This is a genomic window from Streptomyces sp. LN549 (assembly GCF_043203805.1).
GTDB lineage: Bacteria > Actinomycetota > Actinomycetes > Streptomycetales > Streptomycetaceae > Streptomyces.
This window is the reverse complement of the sequence record NZ_JAZHRI010000002.1, coordinates 2,357,968-2,378,456: the sequence shown is the minus strand read 5'-3', so window position 1 is coordinate 2,378,456 and position 20,489 is coordinate 2,357,968. Positions and strand designations below refer to the sequence as shown.

17 protein-coding genes and 1 riboswitch are annotated in these 20,489 nt (G+C 68.2%); of the genes, 12 read left to right on the top strand and 5 right to left on the bottom strand.

Features of this window, described 5'->3' with window-relative positions; translation table 11 throughout:
- Positions 1-13: 13 nt before the first annotated feature.
- The gene (locus SH922_RS10495) at positions 14-3,169 is read left to right on the top strand and encodes an efflux RND transporter permease subunit (RefSeq protein WP_393057221.1); all 3,156 of its coding nucleotides are present in this window, start codon (positions 14-16) and stop codon (positions 3,167-3,169) included.
- A 65-nt stretch (positions 3,170-3,234) separates the two neighbouring features.
- Here SH922_RS10495 and nadA read toward each other — a convergent pair whose 3' ends face one another.
- Positions 3,235-4,431, bottom strand: a complete 1,197-nt coding sequence (gene nadA / locus SH922_RS10490; protein ID WP_393057219.1) for a quinolinate synthase NadA — start codon at positions 4,429-4,431, stop codon at positions 3,235-3,237.
- A gap of 224 nt (positions 4,432-4,655) precedes the next feature.
- Between nadA and SH922_RS10485 the strand changes: the two genes are divergently transcribed.
- Positions 4,656-5,012, top strand: coding sequence for an iron-sulfur cluster assembly accessory protein (locus tag SH922_RS10485; protein WP_030970782.1), 357 nt, complete (start codon positions 4,656-4,658; stop codon positions 5,010-5,012).
- 96 nt (positions 5,013-5,108) lie between these two features.
- Here SH922_RS10485 and SH922_RS10480 read toward each other — a convergent pair whose 3' ends face one another.
- Both SH922_RS10480 and SH922_RS10475 read right to left on the bottom strand, forming a co-directional pair.
- A complete protein-coding gene (locus SH922_RS10480; protein ID WP_393057216.1) occupies positions 5,109-6,581 on the bottom strand; it encodes a hypothetical protein in 1,473 nt (490 codons plus the stop codon).
- Between the two features lie 133 nt (positions 6,582-6,714).
- Positions 6,715-6,912 (bottom strand): hypothetical protein, encoded by a 198-nt coding sequence (locus SH922_RS10475; protein WP_393057214.1) that lies wholly within the window; start codon positions 6,910-6,912, stop codon positions 6,715-6,717.
- A gap of 156 nt (positions 6,913-7,068) precedes the next feature.
- Here SH922_RS10475 and SH922_RS10470 point away from each other — a divergent pair, with 156 nt between their 5' ends.
- Positions 7,069-8,043, top strand: coding sequence for a carbohydrate kinase family protein (locus tag SH922_RS10470; protein ID WP_393057212.1), 975 nt, complete (start codon positions 7,069-7,071; stop codon positions 8,041-8,043).
- 10 nt (positions 8,044-8,053) lie between these two features.
- Here SH922_RS10470 and SH922_RS10465 read toward each other — a convergent pair whose 3' ends face one another.
- The gene (locus SH922_RS10465; protein ID WP_393057210.1) at positions 8,054-9,436 is read right to left on the bottom strand and encodes a cysteine desulfurase/sulfurtransferase TusA family protein; all 1,383 of its coding nucleotides are present in this window, start codon (positions 9,434-9,436) and stop codon (positions 8,054-8,056) included.
- A 270-nt stretch (positions 9,437-9,706) separates the two neighbouring features.
- Here SH922_RS10465 and coxB point away from each other — a divergent pair, with 270 nt between their 5' ends.
- The 4 genes from coxB (at position 9,707) to SH922_RS10445 (ending at position 14,182) form a co-directional block, all read left to right on the top strand.
- Positions 9,707-10,675 (top strand): cytochrome c oxidase subunit II, encoded by a 969-nt coding sequence (gene coxB / locus SH922_RS10460; RefSeq protein ID WP_393057208.1) that lies wholly within the window; start codon positions 9,707-9,709, stop codon positions 10,673-10,675.
- Positions 10,672-12,408, top strand: coding sequence for a cytochrome c oxidase subunit I (ctaD, locus tag SH922_RS10455; protein WP_362555765.1), 1,737 nt, complete (start codon positions 10,672-10,674; stop codon positions 12,406-12,408). The genes coxB and ctaD overlap by 4 nt, the downstream gene beginning before the upstream one ends.
- Positions 12,405-12,803: a cytochrome c oxidase subunit 4 gene (locus SH922_RS10450; protein WP_326735765.1), complete on the top strand. Its 399-nt coding sequence runs from the start codon at positions 12,405-12,407 to the stop codon at positions 12,801-12,803. The genes ctaD and SH922_RS10450 overlap by 4 nt, the downstream gene beginning before the upstream one ends.
- A gap of 122 nt (positions 12,804-12,925) precedes the next feature.
- On the top strand, positions 12,926-14,182 hold the full coding sequence (locus tag SH922_RS10445) for an Ig-like domain-containing protein (protein WP_393057205.1): 1,257 nt from the start codon (positions 12,926-12,928) through the stop codon (positions 14,180-14,182).
- Positions 14,183-14,229: 47 nt separating this feature from the next.
- Here the strand turns inward: SH922_RS10445 and SH922_RS10440 are convergent, their stop codons facing one another.
- Positions 14,230-14,631, bottom strand: a complete 402-nt coding sequence (locus tag SH922_RS10440) for a hypothetical protein (protein WP_326735763.1) — start codon at positions 14,629-14,631, stop codon at positions 14,230-14,232.
- A 202-nt stretch (positions 14,632-14,833) separates the two neighbouring features.
- Here SH922_RS10440 and SH922_RS10435 point away from each other — a divergent pair, with 202 nt between their 5' ends.
- The 5 genes from SH922_RS10435 to trpD all read left to right on the top strand — a co-directional run bounded on the left by SH922_RS10435 (position 14,834) and on the right by trpD (position 20,180).
- Complete coding sequence (locus SH922_RS10435) at positions 14,834-15,454, top strand: heme-copper oxidase subunit III (RefSeq protein ID WP_385287837.1); 621 nt, start codon at positions 14,834-14,836, stop codon at positions 15,452-15,454.
- A 58-nt stretch (positions 15,455-15,512) separates the two neighbouring features.
- Positions 15,513-16,322, top strand: coding sequence for a c-type cytochrome (locus SH922_RS10430; RefSeq protein WP_393057202.1), 810 nt, complete (start codon positions 15,513-15,515; stop codon positions 16,320-16,322).
- Positions 16,319-17,371 carry a Rieske 2Fe-2S domain-containing protein gene (locus SH922_RS10425; protein ID WP_393057200.1) on the top strand — a complete coding sequence of 351 codons (1,053 nt, stop codon included), beginning with the start codon at positions 16,319-16,321 and terminating at the stop codon, positions 17,369-17,371. The genes SH922_RS10430 and SH922_RS10425 overlap by 4 nt, the downstream gene beginning before the upstream one ends.
- Positions 17,368-18,993 (top strand): cytochrome bc complex cytochrome b subunit, encoded by a 1,626-nt coding sequence (locus SH922_RS10420; protein WP_393057197.1) that lies wholly within the window; start codon positions 17,368-17,370, stop codon positions 18,991-18,993. The genes SH922_RS10425 and SH922_RS10420 overlap by 4 nt, the downstream gene beginning before the upstream one ends.
- Before the next feature lie 122 nt (positions 18,994-19,115).
- Entirely contained in the window at positions 19,116-20,180 is a 1,065-nt protein-coding gene (gene trpD, locus SH922_RS10415) for an anthranilate phosphoribosyltransferase (RefSeq protein WP_393057195.1), read from the top strand.
- A gap of 90 nt (positions 20,181-20,270) precedes the next feature.
- Positions 20,271-20,388, top strand: a riboswitch (SAM riboswitch).
- Positions 20,389-20,489: the final 101 nt, after the last annotated feature.

Sequence of the window (20,489 nt, the reverse complement as noted above, 5' to 3'; positions counted from 1 at the left end):
GAGAGACCCACCCATGTCCTGGCTGTCCAGATTCAGCCTCGCGCAAAGGGCCCTGATCGGGCTGATCTCGATCGTCGCGCTCGTGTTCGGAGCCATCGCGATCCCGCAGCTCAAGCAGCAGCTGCTGCCCACCATCGAACTCCCGATGGTGTCGGTGCTCGCCCCCTACCAGGGCGCGTCCCCTGATGTGGTCGAGAAGCAGGTCGTCGAACCGCTCGAGAATTCGATCAAGGCCGTCGACGGCGTCACCGGCGTCACGTCGACCGCCAGCGAGGGCAACGCCGTCATCATGGCGACGTTCGACTTCGGCGACGAGGGCACCAAGCAGCTCGTCGCGGACATCCAGCAGGCGGTGAACCGCGCCCGCATCCAGCTGCCCGACGATGTGGACCCGCAGGTCATCGCCGGCTCGACCGACGACATCCCGACCGTCGTCCTGGCCGTCACCTCCGACAAGGACCAGCAGGCGCTCGCCGATCAGCTGGACCGCACCGTCGTCCCCGCGCTGGAGGACATCGACGGCGTCGGCCAGGTCAACGTCGACGGTGTGCAGGACCTCCAGGTCTCCATCACCCCCGACGACAAGAAGCTCGCGGCGGCCGGACTGAACGCGACCTCGCTCGCCGAAGCGCTCAAGGCCGGCGGCGCGACCGTCCCTGCGGGTTCCTTCTCCGAGGCGGGCAAGAGCCGCACCGTCCAGGTAGGCGGCACTTTCACCACTCTGCAGCAGTTCGAGGACCTGCGGGTCACCGGGCAGAAGCCGGCGACGGGCAAGCCCGGAAAGCCGGTCCGGGTCGGTGACATCGCGACGGTGAAGCAGGAGCCGTCCACCGCCGTCTCCATCACCCGTACGAACGGCAAGCCGAGCCTCGCCGTCATGGCGACGATGGACAAGGACGGCAGCGCCGTCGCCATCTCGGACGCCGTCAAGGACAAGCTCCCGGACCTGCGCAAGGACCTCGGCGCCGGCGCCGAGCTGACGGTGGTCTCCGACCAGGGCCCCGCCGTCTCGAAGGCGATCTCGGGTCTGACCACCGAGGGTGCGCTCGGCCTGCTCTTCGCAGTCATCGTGATCCTGGTCTTCCTGGCCTCGCTCCGTTCGACCCTGGTCACCGCGGTCTCCATCCCGCTCTCCGTGGTCCTCGCGCTGATCGTGCTCTGGACCCGTGACCTGTCGCTCAACATGCTCACCCTGGGCGCGCTGACCATTGCGATCGGCCGGGTCGTCGACGACTCGATCGTCGTCCTGGAGAACATCAAGCGCCACCTCGGCTACGGCGAGGAGCGCCAGTCCGCGATCACCACCGCGGTGAAGGAAGTGGCCGGCGCGGTCACCGCCTCGACCCTCACCACGGTCGCCGTCTTCCTGCCGATCGGCCTGGTCGGCGGCATGGTCGGCCAGCTCTTCGGTTCGTTCTCGCTGACCGTCACGGCGGCCCTGCTGGCCTCCTTGCTGGTCTCGCTGACCGTCGTCCCTGTCCTGTCGTACTGGTTCCTGCGCGCTCCCAAGGGCAGTGCCGAGGACCCGGACAAGGCCCGCCGCGAGGCCGAGGAGAAGGAGGCCCGCAGCAAGCTCCAGCGGATCTACGTCCCGGTGCTTCGCTTCGCCACCCGTCGCCGCATCACCAGCATCGTCATCGCCGTCGCCGTGCTGTTCGGCACCTTCGGTATGGTCCCGCTGTTGAAGACGAACTTCTTCGACCAGGGCGAGCAGGAAGTCCTGTCCATCAAGCAGGAGCTCACCCCGGGCACCAGCCTGGCGGCCGCCGACGAGGCGGCCAAGAAGGTCGAGAAGGTCCTCGCCGGTGACGAGGGCGTCAAGGACTACCAGGTCACCGTCGGCTCGTCCGGCTTCATGGCGGCCTTCGGCGGCGGCACGGGCGCCAACCAGGCCTCCTACCAGGTCACCCTGAAGGACTCGGCCGACTACGACGCCACCCAGGAGCGCATCGACGATGCCCTCGGCAAGCTCGACGGCATCGGGGACACCACCATCGCCGCGGGCGACGGCTTCGGCAGCCAGGACCTGAGCGTCGTGGTCAAGGCCGCCGACGCGGACACCCTGAAGAAGGCCTCCGAAGAGGTACGGGCCGAGGTGGCCGAGCTCAAGGACGTCACCGACGTCCAGAGCGACCTGGCGCAGAGCATCCCGCGCATCTCGGTCAAGGCCAACGCCAAGGCCGCCGACGCCGGCTACAGCCAGGCCACGCTGGGCGCGGCCGTCGCCGGCGCTGTACAGGGCACCCCGGCCGGCAAGGCGATCATGGACGACACCGAGCGTGACGTCGTCATCAAGTCGGCCCACCCGGCCGCCACCATGGAGGAGCTGAAGAACCTTCCGCTGGGAGCGGTCAAGCTCGGCTCGATCGCCGAAGTGAAGCTGGCCCCCGGACCGGTCTCCATGACGCGGATCGACGGCCAGCGGGCCGCGACGATCACGGCCAAGCCCACCGGTGACAACACCGGTGCGGTCAGCGCCTCGCTCCAGACGAAGATCAACGCCCTGGATCTCCCTGACGGCGCCACCGCCACCATCGGCGGTGTCTCCCAGGACCAGGACGACGCGTTCATGAAGCTGGGCCTGGCTATGCTGGCGGCCATCGCGATCGTCTTCATGCTGCTGGTCGCCACCTTCCGGTCTCTCGTCCAGCCGCTGATCCTGCTGGTCTCCATCCCGTTCGCGGCGACGGGCGCCATCGGTCTGCTCATCGTCACCGGCACCCCGATGGGCGTCCCCGCGATGATCGGCATGCTGATGCTGATCGGCATCGTGGTGACCAACGCGATCGTGCTGATCGACCTGATCAACCAGTATCGCGCCCAGGGCATGGCCGTCGTCGAGGCGATCGTCGAGGGCGGCCGTCACCGGCTCCGCCCGATCCTGATGACGGCCCTGGCGACGATCTTCGCCCTCCTCCCGATGGCGCTCGGCGTCACCGGCGAGGGCGGCTTCATCTCGCAGCCGCTGGCCGTCGTGGTCATCGGCGGTCTGGTCACCTCGACGCTGCTGACGCTGCTCCTGGTGCCGACGCTGTACGCGATGGTGGAGCTCTTCAAGGAGCGCCGCGCGAAGAAGAAGGCCGCGAAGCGAGCCGGGAAGGCCGGCATCCCGGTCCCGGCCGCCTCGGAGGAGACCTCCTCCGAGGAGCCGGAGCCCGCGAAGGCCTGACCCGCCTGACACGAGGAACGGCCTGTCCCACGCTCACGCGTGGGACAGGCCGTTCCTCGTAACCGCTACGGCAGAGCCAGCATCCGCTCCAGCGCCAGCTTCGCGTACTTCTCCGTCTCCGGGTCGACCTCGATCCGGTTGACCAGGTTCCCCTCGGCCAGCGACTCCAGCGTCCACACCAGGTGCGGCAGGTCGATCCGGTTCATCGTCGAGCAGAAGCAGACCGTCTTGTCGAGGAAGACGATCTCCTTGTCCTCAGCGGCGAAACGGTTGGCCAGACGGCGCACCAGGTTCAGCTCGGTGCCGATCGCCCACTTCGAGCCGGCCGGGGCCGCCTCCAGCGCCTTGATGATGTACTCCGTCGAGCCGACGTAGTCCGCGGCCGCGACGACCTCGTGCTTGCACTCCGGGTGCACCAGCACATTGACGCCGGGTATGCGTGCGCGCACGTCGTTGACGGACTCCACCGAGAAGCGCCCGTGCACCGAGCAGTGCCCGCGCCACAGGATCATCTTCGCGTTGCGCAGCTCCTCGGCGGTCAGGCCGCCGTTGGGCTTGTGCGGGTTGTAGAGGACGCAGTCCTCCAGCGTCATCCCCATGTCCCGCACCGCGGTGTTGCGGCCCAGGTGCTGGTCCGGGAGGAAGAGGACCTTCTCCCCCTGCTCGAAGGCCCACTCCAGGGCCCGCTTCGCGTTCGACGAGGTGCAGATCGTGCCGCCGTGGCGGCCGGTGAAGGCCTTGATGTCGGCGGAGGAGTTCATGTACGAGACGGGCACGACCTGCTCGGCGACACCGGCCTCGGTCAGTACGTCCCAGCACTCGGCGACCTGCTCGGCGGTGGCCATGTCGGCCATCGAGCAGCCCGCCGCCAGGTCCGGCAGCACGACCTTCTGGTCATCGGTGGTCAGGATGTCCGCGGACTCCGCCATGAAGTGCACGCCGCAGAAGACGATGTACTCGGCCTCCGGCCGGGCCGCCGCGTCCCGGGCGAGCTTGAACGAGTCGCCGGTCACATCCGCGAACTGGATGACCTCGTCGCGCTGGTAGTGGTGCCCGAGGACGAAGACCTTCTCACCCAGCTTCTCCTTGGCCGCGCGGGCGCGCTCCACCAGGTCCGGGTCGGACGGGGAGGGCAGGTCGCCGGGGCATTCGACGCCGCGCTCGCTCCTGGGGTCGGCGTCGCGGCCGAGCAGGAGCAGGGCGAGGGGCGTCGGCTGGACATCGAGATCCTGGACGGGGTGGGCCGTGGTCACGTCACGCACCCTTTCTTCTCTGCGGGGGAAGCCTTTTCGTCTAATTGACGCTATCTATCATATCCGCTTCACGTCACTTTGACGATGCCGATAGCGTCGATGTGACGCATCCGCCCGCGTGGCCGGTGTGCGAGCATGAATGGAACAGGCAAGCGCTCGGCCCGGAATGAATCCGTGGTCCCGACGGTTGCAACGTCGGCAAGCAGTCTCCGTACAACCCGGGAGAGAAGCAGATGTCCGTATCGGACGAGACCACCACCGTGAGCGACGGCATCCTCCTGTCCGACGCCGCCGCAGCCAAGGTCAAGGGCCTGCTGGAGCAGGAAGGCCGCGACGACCTGGCACTGCGCGTCGCCGTCCAGCCCGGCGGCTGCTCGGGCCTGCGTTACCAGCTCTTCTTCGACGAGCGTTCGCTGGACGGCGATGTCGTGAAGGACTTCGACGGCGTCAAGGTCGTCACCGACCGGATGAGCGCCCCGTACCTGGGCGGCGCCTCCGTCGACTTCGTCGACACCATCGAGAAGCAGGGCTTCACCATCGACAACCCGAACGCCACGGGTTCCTGCGCCTGCGGCGACTCCTTCAGCTAAAGCGCGAAGCGGTCAGCCGAGAGGCGGCAGCGACGGTACGGCGGCGGCCCCGGGATTCCGATCCCGGGGCCGCCGCCGTACGCGTGAGCGGGTGCGTCAGCCGCGCGGCACCACGGTGCCCGACGCCGCGTCGACCACGTTCCGCTCTCCCAGCGGCTGGTCCAGCGTGACCGTACGGGTCAGCTCCTTGGCGATCATGATGCAGACCTTCTCCGGGTCCGGCGTCGACTCCGTCACGGACACCCGCACCGTGGAGCCGTCCTCGCTCGCACTCGCCGCGTACTTGCTGCAGACGCCGCCCCAGAACGTCACCGAGAGCGTCCGCCCGTCGGCGCTGTACGACAGGATCTTGCGCCCGGACTCCTTCGTCCCGCCGCTGTCCGGGGTCTTCTCCGAGGGGGCGTCCTTCGTCAGGTACGCCGGATCCACCGCGACCTGGGTGACGGTGTCGCCCGTACCACTGCCCGCGCCCGGCCTGACCGTGAAGATCCAGGACGGCACGAGCAGCTGCTCCCCGTCCACGTAGCGGGCCGCCAGGCCGAAGACCGCCTTGTCGACCGTCACCGTCGTCGTGGCCGGCTGCTCCGCACCGGTCCGCTTTCCGCAGCTCGTGCCGGAGGACTTCTCGCCGTCCTCCAGCGGTGCGGGAGTGGCGCAGTCGCCGGTCTTCCGGCCGCTCGGCGGCTGTGCGGCGTTCAGCTGCTTCAGCGCATCGTCCGCGCCGATCACCGGGTAGTCGGCACCCTTCTCCAGGCCCTTCAACTGCCCGCCGCCACCGACCACATCACCCTCGGGGCCGACCTGGATCCCGGTCGCCCAGCCGTACGTCGGCAGTCCGCCCACCACCGGGTCGGCGTTCACCACCCGGACCGAGCCCATCAACTGGCCGGCGTCGAGGGCGGCGTCGTCCTGGCCGGCCGCCTTCAGCACCGGCACCGCGGCTGCCTTCGCGGCCTTCTCGCTCACCGGTGTCCCCGATCCGCCCGGCGCCACGCGCTTGCTCGAACAGACCGTCTCGCTCTCGCAGTTGTCCGTGCCGCCGGAGCCGTACCGGGCGAACGTCCAGGTCCCGGGGGCCTGTTTGGTCACCTGCAGCACCGGTCCCGAGCCGTCCCCGTCGGAGCCCACCTTCCAGGACGTGCCCTCGGCCCGCGGGGTGCCCTGCACGCCCAGCGCCTTGGCCAGCCGGGCCACCTCGGACGCCGAGACGGTCCCGTGCGCACGCTGGACGGCCGCCTTGTCCGGGCCGTCCGGCAGGGCGCCGGACGCACGGTAGACCAGCCGGCCGCCATGCGGATCGGGCTCGCCCGGCGCGATGCCCTGCGTCGGGGCCGAGGGCCTGGGGGAGGGAGTGGCCGGTCCGCCGGCCCGCTCGTCCAGGGAGAGGGGTGGGGGAGTGCTGCCGGAGCTGTCGGCTGCGCTGTCCTTGCTGCCGCCGTCGGCCGCGGTCGCGGCCCAGTAGGCGCCGCCGCCACCGGCCAGGAGTACGGCCGCCGCCACCGAGGCCACGGCGAGCGGCGAGCGCCGCCGGGGGCCGGTCACATCGTTGTCGGGTCGCTCGGTGCTCACCGGTTCGCTCCTTCGCCTCGTGCGTCAGGGCCCGGCACAGGGCCCGTCCCGCTGGTGCGGGCACCGTTGGGACGGGGCACGGGCGCACACGGTTCCCTCTGGGGCGGCCGTGGCCACGAGGAGCCGGTCGGTCTCAGTCGCCGTACTCCGCCATCGCGTCGATCAGCCGGGCCGAGGCGGGGGGCACGGTCACGCCGTGGATCAGGGAGGGCGTCACCGGGGCGGGAGCGATCTTTGTGGGTACCACCCAGTGCGGAGCCATCCGTGCGCAGTCTCCGCGCAGCTCGGCCAGACCGGTCTCGGACTCGCCCAAGGCGATGTTGTTCGACATATCCGCACCGTAGGCACCCCCGAGCTCAGGAGGAAAGCCCTACTATCGGGTAGTTTTTCCCCTTCGCCTGATTGCGGGAACCGGTAGCGTTAACTGTCACGCCGCCCCGGGAACGCAGACATCGTTTCCCTCGACCTCCGTAGGAGCAGTCTCCCCGTGCGTATCGCAGTCACCGGCTCCATCGCCACTGACCACCTCATGACCTTCCCCGGCCGATTCGCCGACCAACTGGTCGCCGATCAGCTGCACACGGTCTCGCTCTCCTTCCTGGTCGACAACCTGGACGTGCGCCGGGGAGGTGTCGCCGCGAACATCTGCTTCGGCATGGGTCTGCTCGGCACCCGCCCGATCCTGGTCGGGGCCGCGGGCTCCGACTTCGACGAGTACCGGGCCTGGCTCGACCGGCACGGCGTCGACACCGGATCGGTGCGGATCTCCGAGGTCCTGCACACCGCCCGCTTCGTCTGTACGACGGACTCCGACCACAACCAGATCGGCTCCTTCTACACGGGTGCCATGAGCGAGGCCCGGCTGATCGAGCTGAAGGCCGTCGCCGACCGTGTGGGTGGCCTCGACCTCGTATCCATCGGTGCCGACGACCCCGAGGGGATGCTCCGCCACACCGAGGAGTGCCGCTCCCGCGGGATTCCGTTCGCCGCGGACTTCTCGCAGCAGATCGCGCGGATGGACGGCGAGGAGATCCGCATCCTGCTCGACGGTGCCACGTACCTCTTCTCCAACGAGTACGAGAAGGGGCTCATCGAGTCCAAGACCGGCTGGACCGACGCAGAGATCCTCGCCAAGGTCGGCCACCGGGTCACCACCCTCGGCGCCCGGGGCGTGCGGATCGAGCGCGTCGGCGAGGAGCCGATCGAGGTCGGCTGCCCCGAGGAGGAGATCAAGGCCGACCCGACCGGTGTGGGCGACGCCTTCCGGGCCGGATTCCTCTCCGGTCTCGCCTGGGGCGTGGGCCTGGAGCGGGCCGCCCAGGTCGGCTGCATGCTCGCCACCCTGGTCATCGAGACGGTCGGCACCCAGGAGTACACCATGCGCCGCACCCACTTCATGGACCGCTTCACCAAGGCGTACGGCCACGAGGCCGCGGCCGAGGTGCGCACGCACCTCGCCTGAGCACCTCTGGTCAGGAGAGCCGGCGGACCACATAGGCCGAGCCCCGGTCCGCCGGCTCCTCACCCACGTACTCCTGCTCGCGCATCGCACACCAGGCCGGGATGTCGAGGCGTGCCGCCTCATCGTCGGACAGGACCGTCACCGTCCCGCCCACCGGTACCTCCCCGATCACCTTTGCGAGCTCGATCACCGGAATCGGGCAGCGCCTGCCCAGCGCGTCGACGACCAGTGAGGGCGCCGCGACGGGGGAGGGGGTGGCCGCGGCGGGGGCACCCAGCTTCTCCCGCACGCCCGCCACCGCCGGGGGCAGCACCTCCAGGAAGCGGTCGACGTCCTCGTCGGGCGTGCCCGTCGGCAGCGACACCCGGACATTGCCCTCCGAGAGCACTCCCATCGCCTTGAGCACGTGGCTCGGTGTCAGGGTGCTGCTCGTACAGGACGAACCGGACGATACGGAGAAGCCGGACCGGTCCAGCTCATGGAGCAGGGTCTCTCCGTCGACATAGAGACAGGAGAAGGTGACCAGATGCGGCAGCCGTCGCACCGGATCGCCGACCACCTCCACATCGGGCACCAGCTCCGGCACCCGGGCCCGGATCCGGTCGACCAGGGCCCGCAGCCGCAGCGACTCCGCGGCCGCCTCCGCCCGCACCGCCCGCAGGGACGCCGCCGCGGCCACGATCGCCGGGATGTCCTCGAATCCGGCTGCCCGCCCCGACTCCCGTTCGTCCGTGGGGCCTTGGGCCGCGAACCGCACCCCCTTGCGCACCGCGAGGAGCCCGACCCCGGCTGGGCCGCCCCACTTGTGGGCGCTCGCCGTGAGCAGCGACCAGCCGGCCGGCACGGGCCCCCACCCCAGTGACTGGGCGGCGTCCACCAGCAGTGGCACCCCCGCGGCCCGGCAGAGCTCGGCCACCTCGGCCACCGGCTGCTCGGTACCCACCTCGTGGTTGGCGGACTGCAGGCAGGCCAGCGCGGTGTCCTCGCGCAGCGCGCTCGCGTAGGCCTGCGCGCTCACCGCGCCCGTGCCGTCCACCGGTACCTCGGTGAACGATCCGCCCCCGCTCTCGTGGGTGGCGGCCGAATGGAGCACCGACGAGTGCTCGACCGCCGACACCACCAGATGGCGGCCGACACGCCGACGCCCCGCGAGGGCTCCGGAAATTCCGGAATGGACCGCCCGCGTGCCCGACGAGGTGAACGTCAGCTCGTCGGGACGGCAGCCGACGGCCTCGGCGGCCGCTTCCCGGGCCGCGTCCAGCAGCAGCCGGGCGCGCCGTCCCTCCCGGTGGAGGCGGGCCGGGTCGGCCCAGCCCTCGTCCAGCGCGGCAAGCAGCGCCTGGCGGGCGACGGGATGGAGGGGGGCGGCGGACGCGGCGTCGAAGTAGGGCACCCGGCCACGCTAGCCCGGTCCCGGGCGCGGCCGGGGACCGGCTGTCCGGACGGTGGGGAGAGGGGGCGTCAGATGGCGCCCGGAGCCCCGGATTCCACCCCTTCGGGGAGTCGGGCGGCGCGTTGGGCACCCTCCCCGCGCGACCCCAAATAGCGTCCAGTAGGGTTTGGTCCGCATAAACATCCAAACCCCTGCCCGCGTCAGGGCCGGCGACCGACCAGCGAGACGGGCGCGCCGACCGTGCGGGCGAGACTCTCGGGAAGGCGCTACGTGAGTCCCAACGGCTCCGACCGCTTGTCGCGGCGCCCGATGCGGCGGAAGCTGCCGCAGGTGCTGACTGCGGGCCTGGTCCTGGCGACGGCCTCCGGTTGTTCATACAACTGGCAGGATTTCCCCCGCCTCGGTATGCCCACCCCGGTAACGGAAGAGGCTCCTCGGATCCTTTCCCTCTGGCAGGGCTCGTGGGCGGCAGCGCTCGCCACGGGTGTCCTTGTCTGGGGACTGATCATCTGGAGCGTCATCTTCCACCGGCGCAGCCGCACCAAGGTGGAGGTACCTCCGCAGACCCGGTACAACATGCCCATCGAGGCGCTGTACACCGTGGTTCCTCTGATCATCGTCTCGGTGTTGTTCTACTTCACCGCGCGCGACGAGACGAAGCTCCTTTCGCTCTCTGCGAAGCCGGCCCACACCATCAACGTGGTCGGCTACCAGTGGAGCTGGGGCTTCAACTACATCGAGAACGTGGACGGCTCCGCCGCCACGGGCAACGAGGTCCCCAAGGAGCTCGACGCCATTCCGGACAGGTTCCGCGACCAGTTCCCCAAGGGTGCGGACGGCGTCTACGACGCCGGTATCCCGGGAGACCGGAACCCGCAGACCGGCAACCCCGGCCCGACCCTGTGGCTGCCCAAGGGTGAGAAGGTCCGCTTCATCCTGACTTCGCGTGACGTCATCCACTCCTTCTGGGTGGTGCCGTTCCTCATGAAGCAGGACGTCATTCCGGGCCACACCAACGCCTTCGAAGTGACTCCCAACATGGAGGGCACCTTCATGGGCAAGTGCGCCGAACTCTGCGGCGTCGACCACTCCCGGATGCTCTTCAACGTCAAGGTCGTCTCCCCGGAGCGCTACCAGGCGCACCTCAAGGAGCTCGCGAAGAAGGGCCAGACGGGCTACTTGCCGGCCGGCATCGAGCAGACCGACCCGGCCAGGAATGCGGAGACGAACAAACTGTGAGCATCCTCAATGAACCTCAGGGTGCCGCGGCAGCAGACGACTCGTACGAGGACGAGCTGCCGGTCCGGCGCAAGCAGCCGGGAAACGTCGTCATCAAGTGGCTGACCACCACTGACCACAAGACGATCGGCACGATGTACCTGGTCACGTCGTTCGCGTTCTTCTGCATCGGCGGACTGATGGCGCTCTTCATGCGCGCCGAGCTGGCCCGTCCGGGCACGCAGATCATGTCGAACGAGCAGTTCAACCAGGCGTTCACGATGCACGGCACGATCATGCTGCTGATGTTCGCGACGCCGCTGTTCGCCGGATTCGCGAACTGGATCATGCCGCTGCAGATCGGCGCGCCCGACGTGGCGTTCCCGCGGCTGAACATGTTCGCGTACTGGCTGTACCTCTTCGGCTCGATCCTCGCGGTGGCCGGCTTCCTCACCCCGCAGGGTGCGGCCGACTTCGGCTGGTTCGCCTACTCCCCGCTGTCGGACGCGGTCCGCTCGCCGGGCGTCGGCGCCGACATGTGGATCATGGGTCTGGCCTTCTCCGGCTTCGGCACGATCCTCGGCTCGGTCAACTTCATCACCACGATCATCTGCATGCGCGCGCCCGGCATGACGATGTTCCGCATGCCGATCTTCGTCTGGAACGTCCTGCTGACCGGTGTCCTGGTCCTGCTGGCCTTCCCGGTGCTGGCGGCGGCGCTCTTCGCGCTTGAGGCGGACCGTAAGTTCGGTGCGCATATCTTCGACGCGTCAAACGGCGGCGCATTGCTCTGGCAACACCTCTTCTGGTTCTTCGGACATCCAGAGGTGTACATCATCGCCTTGCCCTTCTTCGGGATCATTTCCGAAGTGATCCCCGTATTCAGCCGCAAGCCGATGTTCGGTTACATCGGCCTCGTGGCCGCGACGATCTCGATCGCCGGTCTCTCGGTGACCGTGTGGGCGCACCACATGTACGTCACCGGCGGCGTGCTGCTGCCGTTCTTCTCCTTCATGACGTTCCTCATCGCGGTGCCCACCGGGGTGAAGTTCTTCAACTGGATCGGCACGATGTGGAAGGGCTCGCTGTCCTTCGAGACACCGATGCTCTGGGCGGTCGGCTTCCTGATCACCTTCACCTTCGGTGGTCTGACCGGCGTCATCCTGGCCTCGCCGCCGATGGACTTCCACGTCTCGGACTCGTACTTCGTGGTCGCGCACTTCCACTACGTCGTCTTCGGCACCGTGGTGTTCGCGATGTTCTCCGGATTCCACTTCTGGTGGCCGAAGTTCACCGGCAAGATGCTGGACGAGCGGCTCGGCAAGATCACGTTCTGGACGCTGTTCATCGGCTTCCACGGCACATTCCTGGTGCAGCACTGGCTGGGCGCCGAGGGCATGCCGCGTCGTTACGCGGACTACCTGGCCGCGGACGGTTTCACCGCGCTGAACACGATCTCGACGATCTCCTCGTTCCTGCTCGGCCTGTCGATCCTGCCGTTCTTCTACAACGTGTGGAAGACCGCCAAGTACGGCAAGAAGGTCGAGGTCGACGACCCGTGGGGTTACGGCCGTTCGCTGGAGTGGGCGACTTCCTGCCCGCCGCCGCGGCACAACTTCCTCACGCTGCCCCGGATCCGTTCCGAATCCCCGGCGTTCGACCTGCACCACCCCGAGATCACGGCGCTCGAGCAGCTGGATCACCTCTCCGAGGGTGACAAGGCCCTCGCCGGTGGCAAGGAGGCGGGCAAGTGAAGGTCCAGGGCAAGATGTTCCTCGGTCTGGCGCTGTTCATCCTCGTCATGGCCATCACGTACGGCGTGTGGTCCAAGGAGCCGGTCGGCACCACCGCACTCGTCCTGGCCTTCGGGCTGAGCGTCATGATCGGCTTCTACCTGGCCTTCACGGCCCGGCGGGTCGACGCACTGGCGCAGGACAACAAGGAAGCCGATGTGGCGGACGAGGCCGGCGAGGTGGGGTTCTTCTCCCCGCACAGCTGGCAGCCGCTCTCGCTGGCGGTCGGCGGCATTCTCGCCTTCATGGGAGTCGTCTTCGGCTGGTGGCTGCTCTACTTCTCGGCCCCGGTCATCCTGATCGGTCTGTTCGGCTGGGTCTTCGAGTACTACCGCGGTGAGAACCGCACCCAGTGACACCGCTCCACCCGTGACACCGCTCCACCTGACGGGGGGCCCGCACTTCCACGAGAAGTGCGGGCCCCCCGTTTGCAGTCATCCGGCGCGCTGAAACGGATGAATCTTCTTAGCGTGGGTTCATGAACCAGACGCCTCGAATCCGTCCTGTCATGAGCTGCGCTCTGCTGGCCGCGACCCTGGTCGCAGGGGCGGCCGCCTGTGGGGAGTCCGACGACCATCCGCTCTCGGCACAGCCGTACGACGCGGCGGACGAGATCTCCTCCAACGCCCCCGACGGCGGCGAGAAGGCCGATCCGGACAAGCCCCTCGAAGTCAGCGTCGACGGTGACGACGGCCGCATCACCGATGTGACGGCCGTGGACACCGAAGGACGCCATCTGGCGGGCGAACTCGACGCCGACGGCCACCGCTGGCACTCCACGGCCCCGCTCGCCGCAGGGACCCGTTACACCGTCAAGGTCAGCATGGAGGACGACGACGGCGCCCCTGGCAGCCGTACGCTCTCCTTCGAGACCGCCGCGGCCAAGAAGCTCCTGAAGGTCACCTTCGGCCCGCAGGCGGGCACCTACGGCGTCGGACAGCCCGTCACAGCGGTACTCAGCGCCCCGGTCGCCGACAAAGCAGCCCGCGCCACCGTGGAACGCGCCCTGAAGGTGCGCTCCACGCCCGCTGTGACCGGTTCCTGGTACTGGGTCGACGACAAGACGCTGCACTACCGGCCGCAGGACTACTGGCCGGCGAGGGCCACCGTCGAGGTCAGCAGCAACCTGACGGGCATCAAGGTGACCAACGCGCTGTACGGCGCCCCTGCGAAGGCGTTGAAGATCACTACCGGAGACCGCATCGAGGCCATCACCGACGCCTCGGAGCACTCCATGACGGTCAAGCGCAACGGAGAAGTGATCAACACCATTCCGGTGACCACGGGCAAGCCCGGCTTCTCCACCCGCAACGGCGTCAAGGTCGTGCTGGGCAAGGAGTACTACGTACGTATGCGCGGGGAGTCCATCGGCATCGCCGAGGGCTCGGAGGACTCGTACGACCTGCCGGTCTACTACGCGACGCGGGTCACCTGGAGCGGCGAGTACGTGCACGCGGCCCCGTGGTCCACCGGATCACAGGGGTCCGCGAACGTCAGCCACGGCTGCACCGGCATGAGCACCAGTGAGGCCGAGTGGTTCTTCAACACCGTCCGCGAGGGTGACATCGTCACGGTCGTCGGCAGTGAGGGCGAGACCATGACGCCGTTCGACAACGGCTACGGCGACTGGAACCTGTCCTGGGCCAAGTGGCAGAAGGGCAGCGCACTGAACAACGACGCCACGCCGGACCGCGTCGACACGGTCCGGGCGGCGCGGCTGCGCCCCGGGGTCTGACGGCCGGGGTGCGCCGCCCCTCGGGGCCACAACAGGAAGGCGGGGTCTCAGGCCCCTACGGAGAGCCTGCTGCGCAGCAGGGCGGCCAGGGCGTCCGCGAACTCGACCGGCTCGACCGGAAGGGTCACCGCGGCGTCCGCGCGGCTCCAGGTGGCCAGCCAGGCGTCCTGGGGGCGCCCGATCAGCAGCAGCACCGGCGGGCAGCGGAAGATCTCGTCCTTGATCTGCCGGCAGACGCCCATGCCGCCCGCGGGGGCCGTCTCGCCGTCCAACACGCAGACGTCGACGCCTCCGTGGTCCAGCGCGTCCAGGACGGCGGGCAGGGTGGCGCACTCCAGGAACTCGACCTGCGGTACGTCCGCAGCAGGCCTGCGCCCGGCTGCCAGCCTCACCTGCTCACGGGTGTGTGCGTTGTCGCTGTAGACCAGGACCGTGGCGGTCGGCTGCATGGTTCCTCCGTGACATCCGTGTCTTCGGGGCTGTCGGGGCCCTCGGTGCGTGAGGGCTGCCCGATGCGCGGATCGTACTCCGCCCGACTGCCTGTCAGCATCGCTTCGGACAGCGGTTCCATGGGCCGTTCGGGGAGGACACACCCCTCTGACACACCGAACGGCACCCCCCGGAGTGAGGGCGGGATAAGCGACCGACATAATGTCGGTCGTGGCGACAGCAACGACAGTAGAAACCGGGCACGCGCACCCGTCGGTCAATCGGCCGAACCTCACCAGCGTCGGAACCATCATCTGGTTGAGTTCCGAGCTGATGTTCTTCGCGGCCCTCTTCGCGATGTACTTCACCCTGCGATCGGTGACCGGACCAGATCACTGGAAGGAAATGGCGTCCGCCCTGAACTTCCCGTTCTCGGCGACGAACACCACGATCCTGGTGCTCTCCTCACTCACCTGCCAGCTCGGCGTCTTCGCCGCGGAGCGGGGCGATGTGAAGAAGCTCCGTACCTGGTTCGTGATCACTTTCGTGATGGGTTCGATCTTCATCGGAGGCCAGGTCTTCGAGTACACGGAGCTGGTGAAGAAGGACGGCCTCTCGCTGTCCTCGGATCCGTACGGCTCGGTGTTCTACCTGACCACCGGCTTCCACGGTCTGCACGTGACAGGCGGTCTGATCGCCTTCCTGCTCGTTCTGGGCAGGACATACGCAGCCAAGAGGTTCACCCATGAGCAGGCGACCGCAGCCATCGTCGTGTCCTATTACTGGCACTTCGTCGATGTTGTGTGGATCGGCCTGTTCGCCACGATCTACATGATCAAGTAACCGGGCTCGTACCCGAACCACATCATCGACGCAGAAGATCCTGACACCGGGGTAATCCGTGAAAAAGCTCTCCGCACGACGACGCCATCCGTTGGCGGCGGTCGTCGTACTACTCCTCGCGCTTGCGGCTACTGGGGGGCTGTACGCCGCGTTTGCGCCCGCGAGTAAGGCGCAGGCCGACGACACCGCCCAGTCCCTCGCCATCGACGAGGGCAAGAAGCTGTACTCCGTCGGTTGCGCCAGCTGCCACGGAACCGGCGGTCAGGGCACCACCGACGGGCCCCAGCTTGTCGGCGTGGGCTCCGCCGCCGTCGACTTCCAGGTCGGCACGGGCCGTATGCCGGCACAGCAGCCGGGCGCCCAGGTGCCGAAGAAGAAGGTCATCTACACCCAGGCCGAGATCGACCAGCTCGCGGCATACGTCGCGTCGCTCGGCGCCGGTCCGATCGTCCCGACCAAGAGCCAGGTCAGCCCTGAGGGCGCGGACGTCGCCAAGGGTGGCGACCTGTTCCGTACCAACTGCGCCCAGTGCCACAACTTCACCGGTGAGGGCGGTGCCCTGACAAACGGCAAGTACGCCCCCAACCTCGAAGGCGTGGACCCGAAGCACATCTACGAGGCCATGCAGACCGGCCCGCAGAGCATGCCGTCCTTCCCCGACTCGACGATGCCCGAGCAGCAGAAGAAGGACATCATCGCGTACGTCCAGACCGTGAACAGTTCGCAGGCCGAGAGCCCGGGTGGCCTCAAGCTGGGCGGTCTCGGTCCGGTCAGCGAGGGTCTCTTCGGCTGGATCTTCGGGCTCGGCGCACTGATCGCAGTTGCCGTCTGGGTCGCGGCCCACACCGCTAAGGCCAAGAAGTCATGAGTAGCCAAGAGATTCCAGAAGAGAACCTGCCCGCAGAGCAGGACGCCGCGCACGGCGCGGTAGAGGGTGCCGGCGATCCGTTCGCCGACCCGGGGCTGCCGGCCCACAGGCCGCGCATCCAGGACATCGACGAACGGGCCGCCAACCGGTCCGAGCGCGCGGTCGCGTTCATGTTCACGCTGTCCATGCTGGCGACGGTCGGCTTCATCGCCTCCTACGTCATCTTCCCGGTCGACAAGATCGTCTACATCTTCCCGTTCGGTCATGTGAGCGCGCTCAACTTCTCCCTGGGGCTGACCCTGGGCGTGGCGCTCTTCGCGATCGGCGCGGGCGCCGTCCACTGGGCGCGCACCCTGATGTCGGACGTGGAGGTCGCGGACGAACGTCACGCGATCGCGGCCGAGCCCGAGGTCAAGGCGAAGGTTCTCGCCGACTTCGCGGCAGGTGCCGAGGAGTCCGCGTTCGGCCGGCGCAAGCTGATCCGCAACACCATGTTCGGTGCGCTGGCCCTGGTGCCGCTCGCCGGTGTGATGCTGCTGCGTGACCTCGGTCCGCTTCCGGAGAAGAAGCTTCGCTCGACCCTGTGGGCCAAGGGCAAGCAGCTCGTCAACATGAACACGATGGAGCCGCTGCGTCCCGAGGACGTCGTCGTCGGTTCGCTGACCTTCGCCATGCCCGAGGGCCTGGAGGAGGACGCGCACGACTTCCAGAAGCAGATCGCCAAGGCAGCCCTGATGATCGTCCGCATCGAGCCGGACAACATCAAGGACAAGCGCGAGCGCGAGTGGGCCCACGAGGGAATCGTGGCCTTCTCGAAGATCTGCACCCACGTCGGCTGCCCGATCAGCCTGTACGAGCAGCAGACGCACCACGTGCTCTGCCCGTGCCACCAGTCCACCTTCGACCTCTCCGACGGCGCCCGCGTCATCTTCGGTCCGGCCGGTCACGCTCTTCCGCAGCTGCGGATCGGCGTGAACAGCGAGGGCAACCTCGAGGCGCTCGGTGACTTCGAAGAGCCCGTCGGTCCTGCATTCTGGGAGCGCGGATGACTACTGCGACCGATACGAAGCGCAAGGCGCCCGCCGGTGAGAAGGTGGCCGACTGGGCGGACGGCCGGCTCGGGATCTACTCCCTGGCCAAGGCCAACATGCGCAAGATCTTCCCGGACCACTGGTCCTTCATGCTCGGTGAGATCTGCCTCTACAGCTTCATCATCATCATCCTCACGGGTGTGTACCTGACGCTGTTCTTCCACCCGAGCATGAACGAGGTCGTGTACCACGGCCCGTACGAGCCCATGCAGGGCATCCGGATGTCCGAGGCCTACGCCTCGACCCTGAACATCAGCTTCGACGTCCGTGGCGGTCTGCTGGTCCGGCAGATCCACCACTGGGCCGCGCTGATCTTCCTGGCCGGCATGTTCGTGCACATGATGCGCGTCTTCTTCACGGGTGCCTTCCGCAAGCCCCGTGAGATCAACTGGCTGTTCGGCTTCCTGCTGTTCGTCCTGGGCATGTTCACCGGTTTCACCGGCTACTCGCTCCCCGACGACCTGCTCTCCGGCACCGGTGTCCGCTTCATGGAGGGCGCGATCCTGTCCGTGCCGATCGTCGGTACGTACCTGTCGATGTTCCTCTTCGGCGGGGAGTTCCCGGGCGGTGACTTCGTCGCCAGGTTCTACTCGGTGCACATCCTGCTGCTCCCGGGCATCATGCTCGGCCTGCTGGTGGCCCACCTGATCCTGGTCTTCTACCACAAGCACACGCAGTTCGCGGGTCCCGGCCGCACCAACAAGAACGTCGTCGGCATGCCGCTGCTGCCGGTGTACATGGCGAAGGCCGGAGGCTTCTTCTTCCTGGTCTTCGGTGTCATCGCCGCCATCGCGGGCATCGCCTCGATCAACCCGATCTGGGCCATCGGCCCGTACCGGCCGGACCAGGTGTCCACCGGCGCCCAGCCCGACTGGTACATGGGCTTCTCCGAGGGCCTGATCCGTGTCATGCCGGGCTGGGAGATCAACCTCTGGGGCCACACCCTGGTCCTGGGTGTGTTCATTCCGCTGGTGATCTTCCCGCTGGTCCTGGCCGCGATCGCGGTCTACCCGTTCATCGAGTCCTGGGTCACCGGGGACAAGCGCGAGCACCACATCCTGGACCGTCCGCGCAACGCCCCGACCCGCACCGCCTTCGGCGTCGCCTGGATCACCTGGTACATGGTGCTGCTCATGGGTGGTGGCAACGACCTCTGGGCCACGCACTTCCACCTGTCGATCAACTCCATCACCTGGTTCGTGCGGATCGCGTTCTTCGTCGCTCCGGTCCTCGCGTTCGTCGCAACCAAGCGGATCTGCCTCGGCCTTCAGCGCCGGGACAAGGAGAAGGTGCTGCACGGGCGCGAGTCCGGTCTCATCAAGCGCCTGCCGCACGGTGAGTTCGTCGAGGTCCACGAGCCGCTGGCACCCGCGCAGCTGCACACGCTCACCGCGCACGAGCAGTACAAGCCGGTCGAGATCGGCCCGACGGTCGACGAGAACGGTGTCGAGCGCAAGGTGTCCTTGGTGACGAAGCTGCGGGCCAAGCTCAGCAAGGGCTTCTACGGCGAGAACAACCAGATCGCCAAGCCCACCGCCGAGGAGTACAAGGAGATCACCAGCGGCCACGGCCACCACTGATCACCTGAACTGATCGCCACAGCAGGAGCCCCGTCCATCGCATGGACGGGGCTCTTCGCTGTCCCCGGGGCTCGATAGGGTGGTCACGTTCCTTTTATCGGCTGTGGACCCAGGAGTGGACCATGAACGTTGTGACCCCGGTCGGCGGCGACAGCGTGGCGGCTCGTTCCTGGCCCGGCGTGCTGACGCCCCTGCTGCGCGGCCAGGACCTGACCGCCGACGACACCGCGTGGGCGATGGACCGCATCATGAGCGGTGAGGCGACCGATGTGCAGATCGCCGGCTTCGCGGTGGCGCTGCGGGCCAAGGGCGAGACAGTCACGGAGGTCTCCGGCCTGGTCCGTGCGATGTACGAGCACGCCACGACCATCCACGTGCCGGGCCGTACGGTCGACATCGTGGGCACCGGCGGCGACATGGCCAAGACGGTCAACATCTCCACCATGTCGGCGATCGTCGTGGCGGGGACCGGCGCCAAGGTCGTCAAGCACGGCAACCGCGCCTCGTCGTCGGCCAGCGGTTCCTCCGACGTCCTGGGGAAGCTCGGCGTCAATCTGGAGCTGCCCCCGCAGCGGGTCGTGGAGGTGGCGGAGGAAGCGGGCATCACCTTCTGCTTCGCCGTCAAGTTCCACCCCGCCCTGAGGTACGCGGCGAAGGCCCGCTCGGAGCTCGGCGCGCCGACCACCTTCAACATCCTCGGCCCGCTCACCAACCCGGCCAAGGTGCGCTCTCAGGCCATCGGCGTCGCCGACCTGCGTATGGCGCCCATCGTCGCGGGCGTCCTCGCCGAGCGCGGCAACTCCGCCCTGGTCTTCCGCGGCGACGACGGCCTGGACGAGCTGACCACCACCGCGACCTCCCGCGTCTGGATCGCCAGGAACGGTGTCGTGCGCGAAGAGGGCTTCGACCCGCGCGACGTCGGCATCGACCTGGTGCCGGTGGAGGCGCTGCGGGGTGCCGACGCCTCGTACAACGCCGACGTGGCCCGCCGGCTGCTCGCCGGGGAGACAGGCCCCGTCCGGGACGCCGTCCTGCTCAACTCGGCGGCGGCGCTCGTCGCGCTGGACCCGGGGGAGGGCACGCTCACCGAGCAGCTCACCGCGGGGATGGCGAAGGCCGCCGAGTCCATCGACTCGGGTGCGGCAGGCCGGGCGCTGGAGAGATGGGTCGTGGCCAGCAACGCCTGACAGGACGGCGTACGGAATGTGAGGCAGGGCGCAGTCCAGATCATGGACTGCGCCTTGCGCGTTTCCGCGCGTATGGCAAGATGCTGCGCAGGTCATGAGTGACAGCGACTACGGCCCCGGCCCGCTGTCCGGCAACCCTCCGTCCGTGGCGGGGTGCCCCGGGTGAAGACCAGGCCGCAGGCAGCGAGGTCTGCGGCAAGCGCGGACCCCTCGACATCGTCAGATGTCCACCCGTGGGGTCCTGGTCCTCAGGGAGCCTCTTGTGAGCAAGCGAATGCGATAGGGCTTTCCGGCCCTCCTCCGCACACC

Excerpts from the sequence above, each read along its gene's own strand:
- SH922_RS10495 (WP_393057221.1), top strand. The coding sequence starts at position 14 with ATGTCCTGGCTGTCCAGATTCAGCCTCGCGCAAAGGGCCCTGATCGGG.
- SH922_RS10485 (WP_030970782.1), top strand. The coding sequence starts at position 4,656 with ATGTCCGTATCGGACGAGACCACCACCGTGAGCGACGGCATCCTCCTG.
- SH922_RS10475 (WP_393057214.1), bottom strand. The coding sequence starts at position 6,912 with ATGTCGAACAACATCGCCTTGGGCGAGTCCGAGACCGGTCTGGCCGAG.
- SH922_RS10445 (WP_393057205.1), top strand. The coding sequence starts at position 12,926 with ATGAACCAGACGCCTCGAATCCGTCCTGTCATGAGCTGCGCTCTGCTG.
- SH922_RS10440 (WP_326735763.1), bottom strand. The coding sequence starts at position 14,631 with ATGCAGCCGACCGCCACGGTCCTGGTCTACAGCGACAACGCACACACC.
- SH922_RS10435 (WP_385287837.1), top strand. The coding sequence starts at position 14,834 with ATGTCGGTCGTGGCGACAGCAACGACAGTAGAAACCGGGCACGCGCAC.
- SH922_RS10425 (WP_393057200.1), top strand. The coding sequence starts at position 16,319 with ATGAGTAGCCAAGAGATTCCAGAAGAGAACCTGCCCGCAGAGCAGGAC.
- SH922_RS10420 (WP_393057197.1), top strand. The coding sequence starts at position 17,368 with ATGACTACTGCGACCGATACGAAGCGCAAGGCGCCCGCCGGTGAGAAG.
- trpD (WP_393057195.1), top strand. The coding sequence starts at position 19,116 with ATGAACGTTGTGACCCCGGTCGGCGGCGACAGCGTGGCGGCTCGTTCC.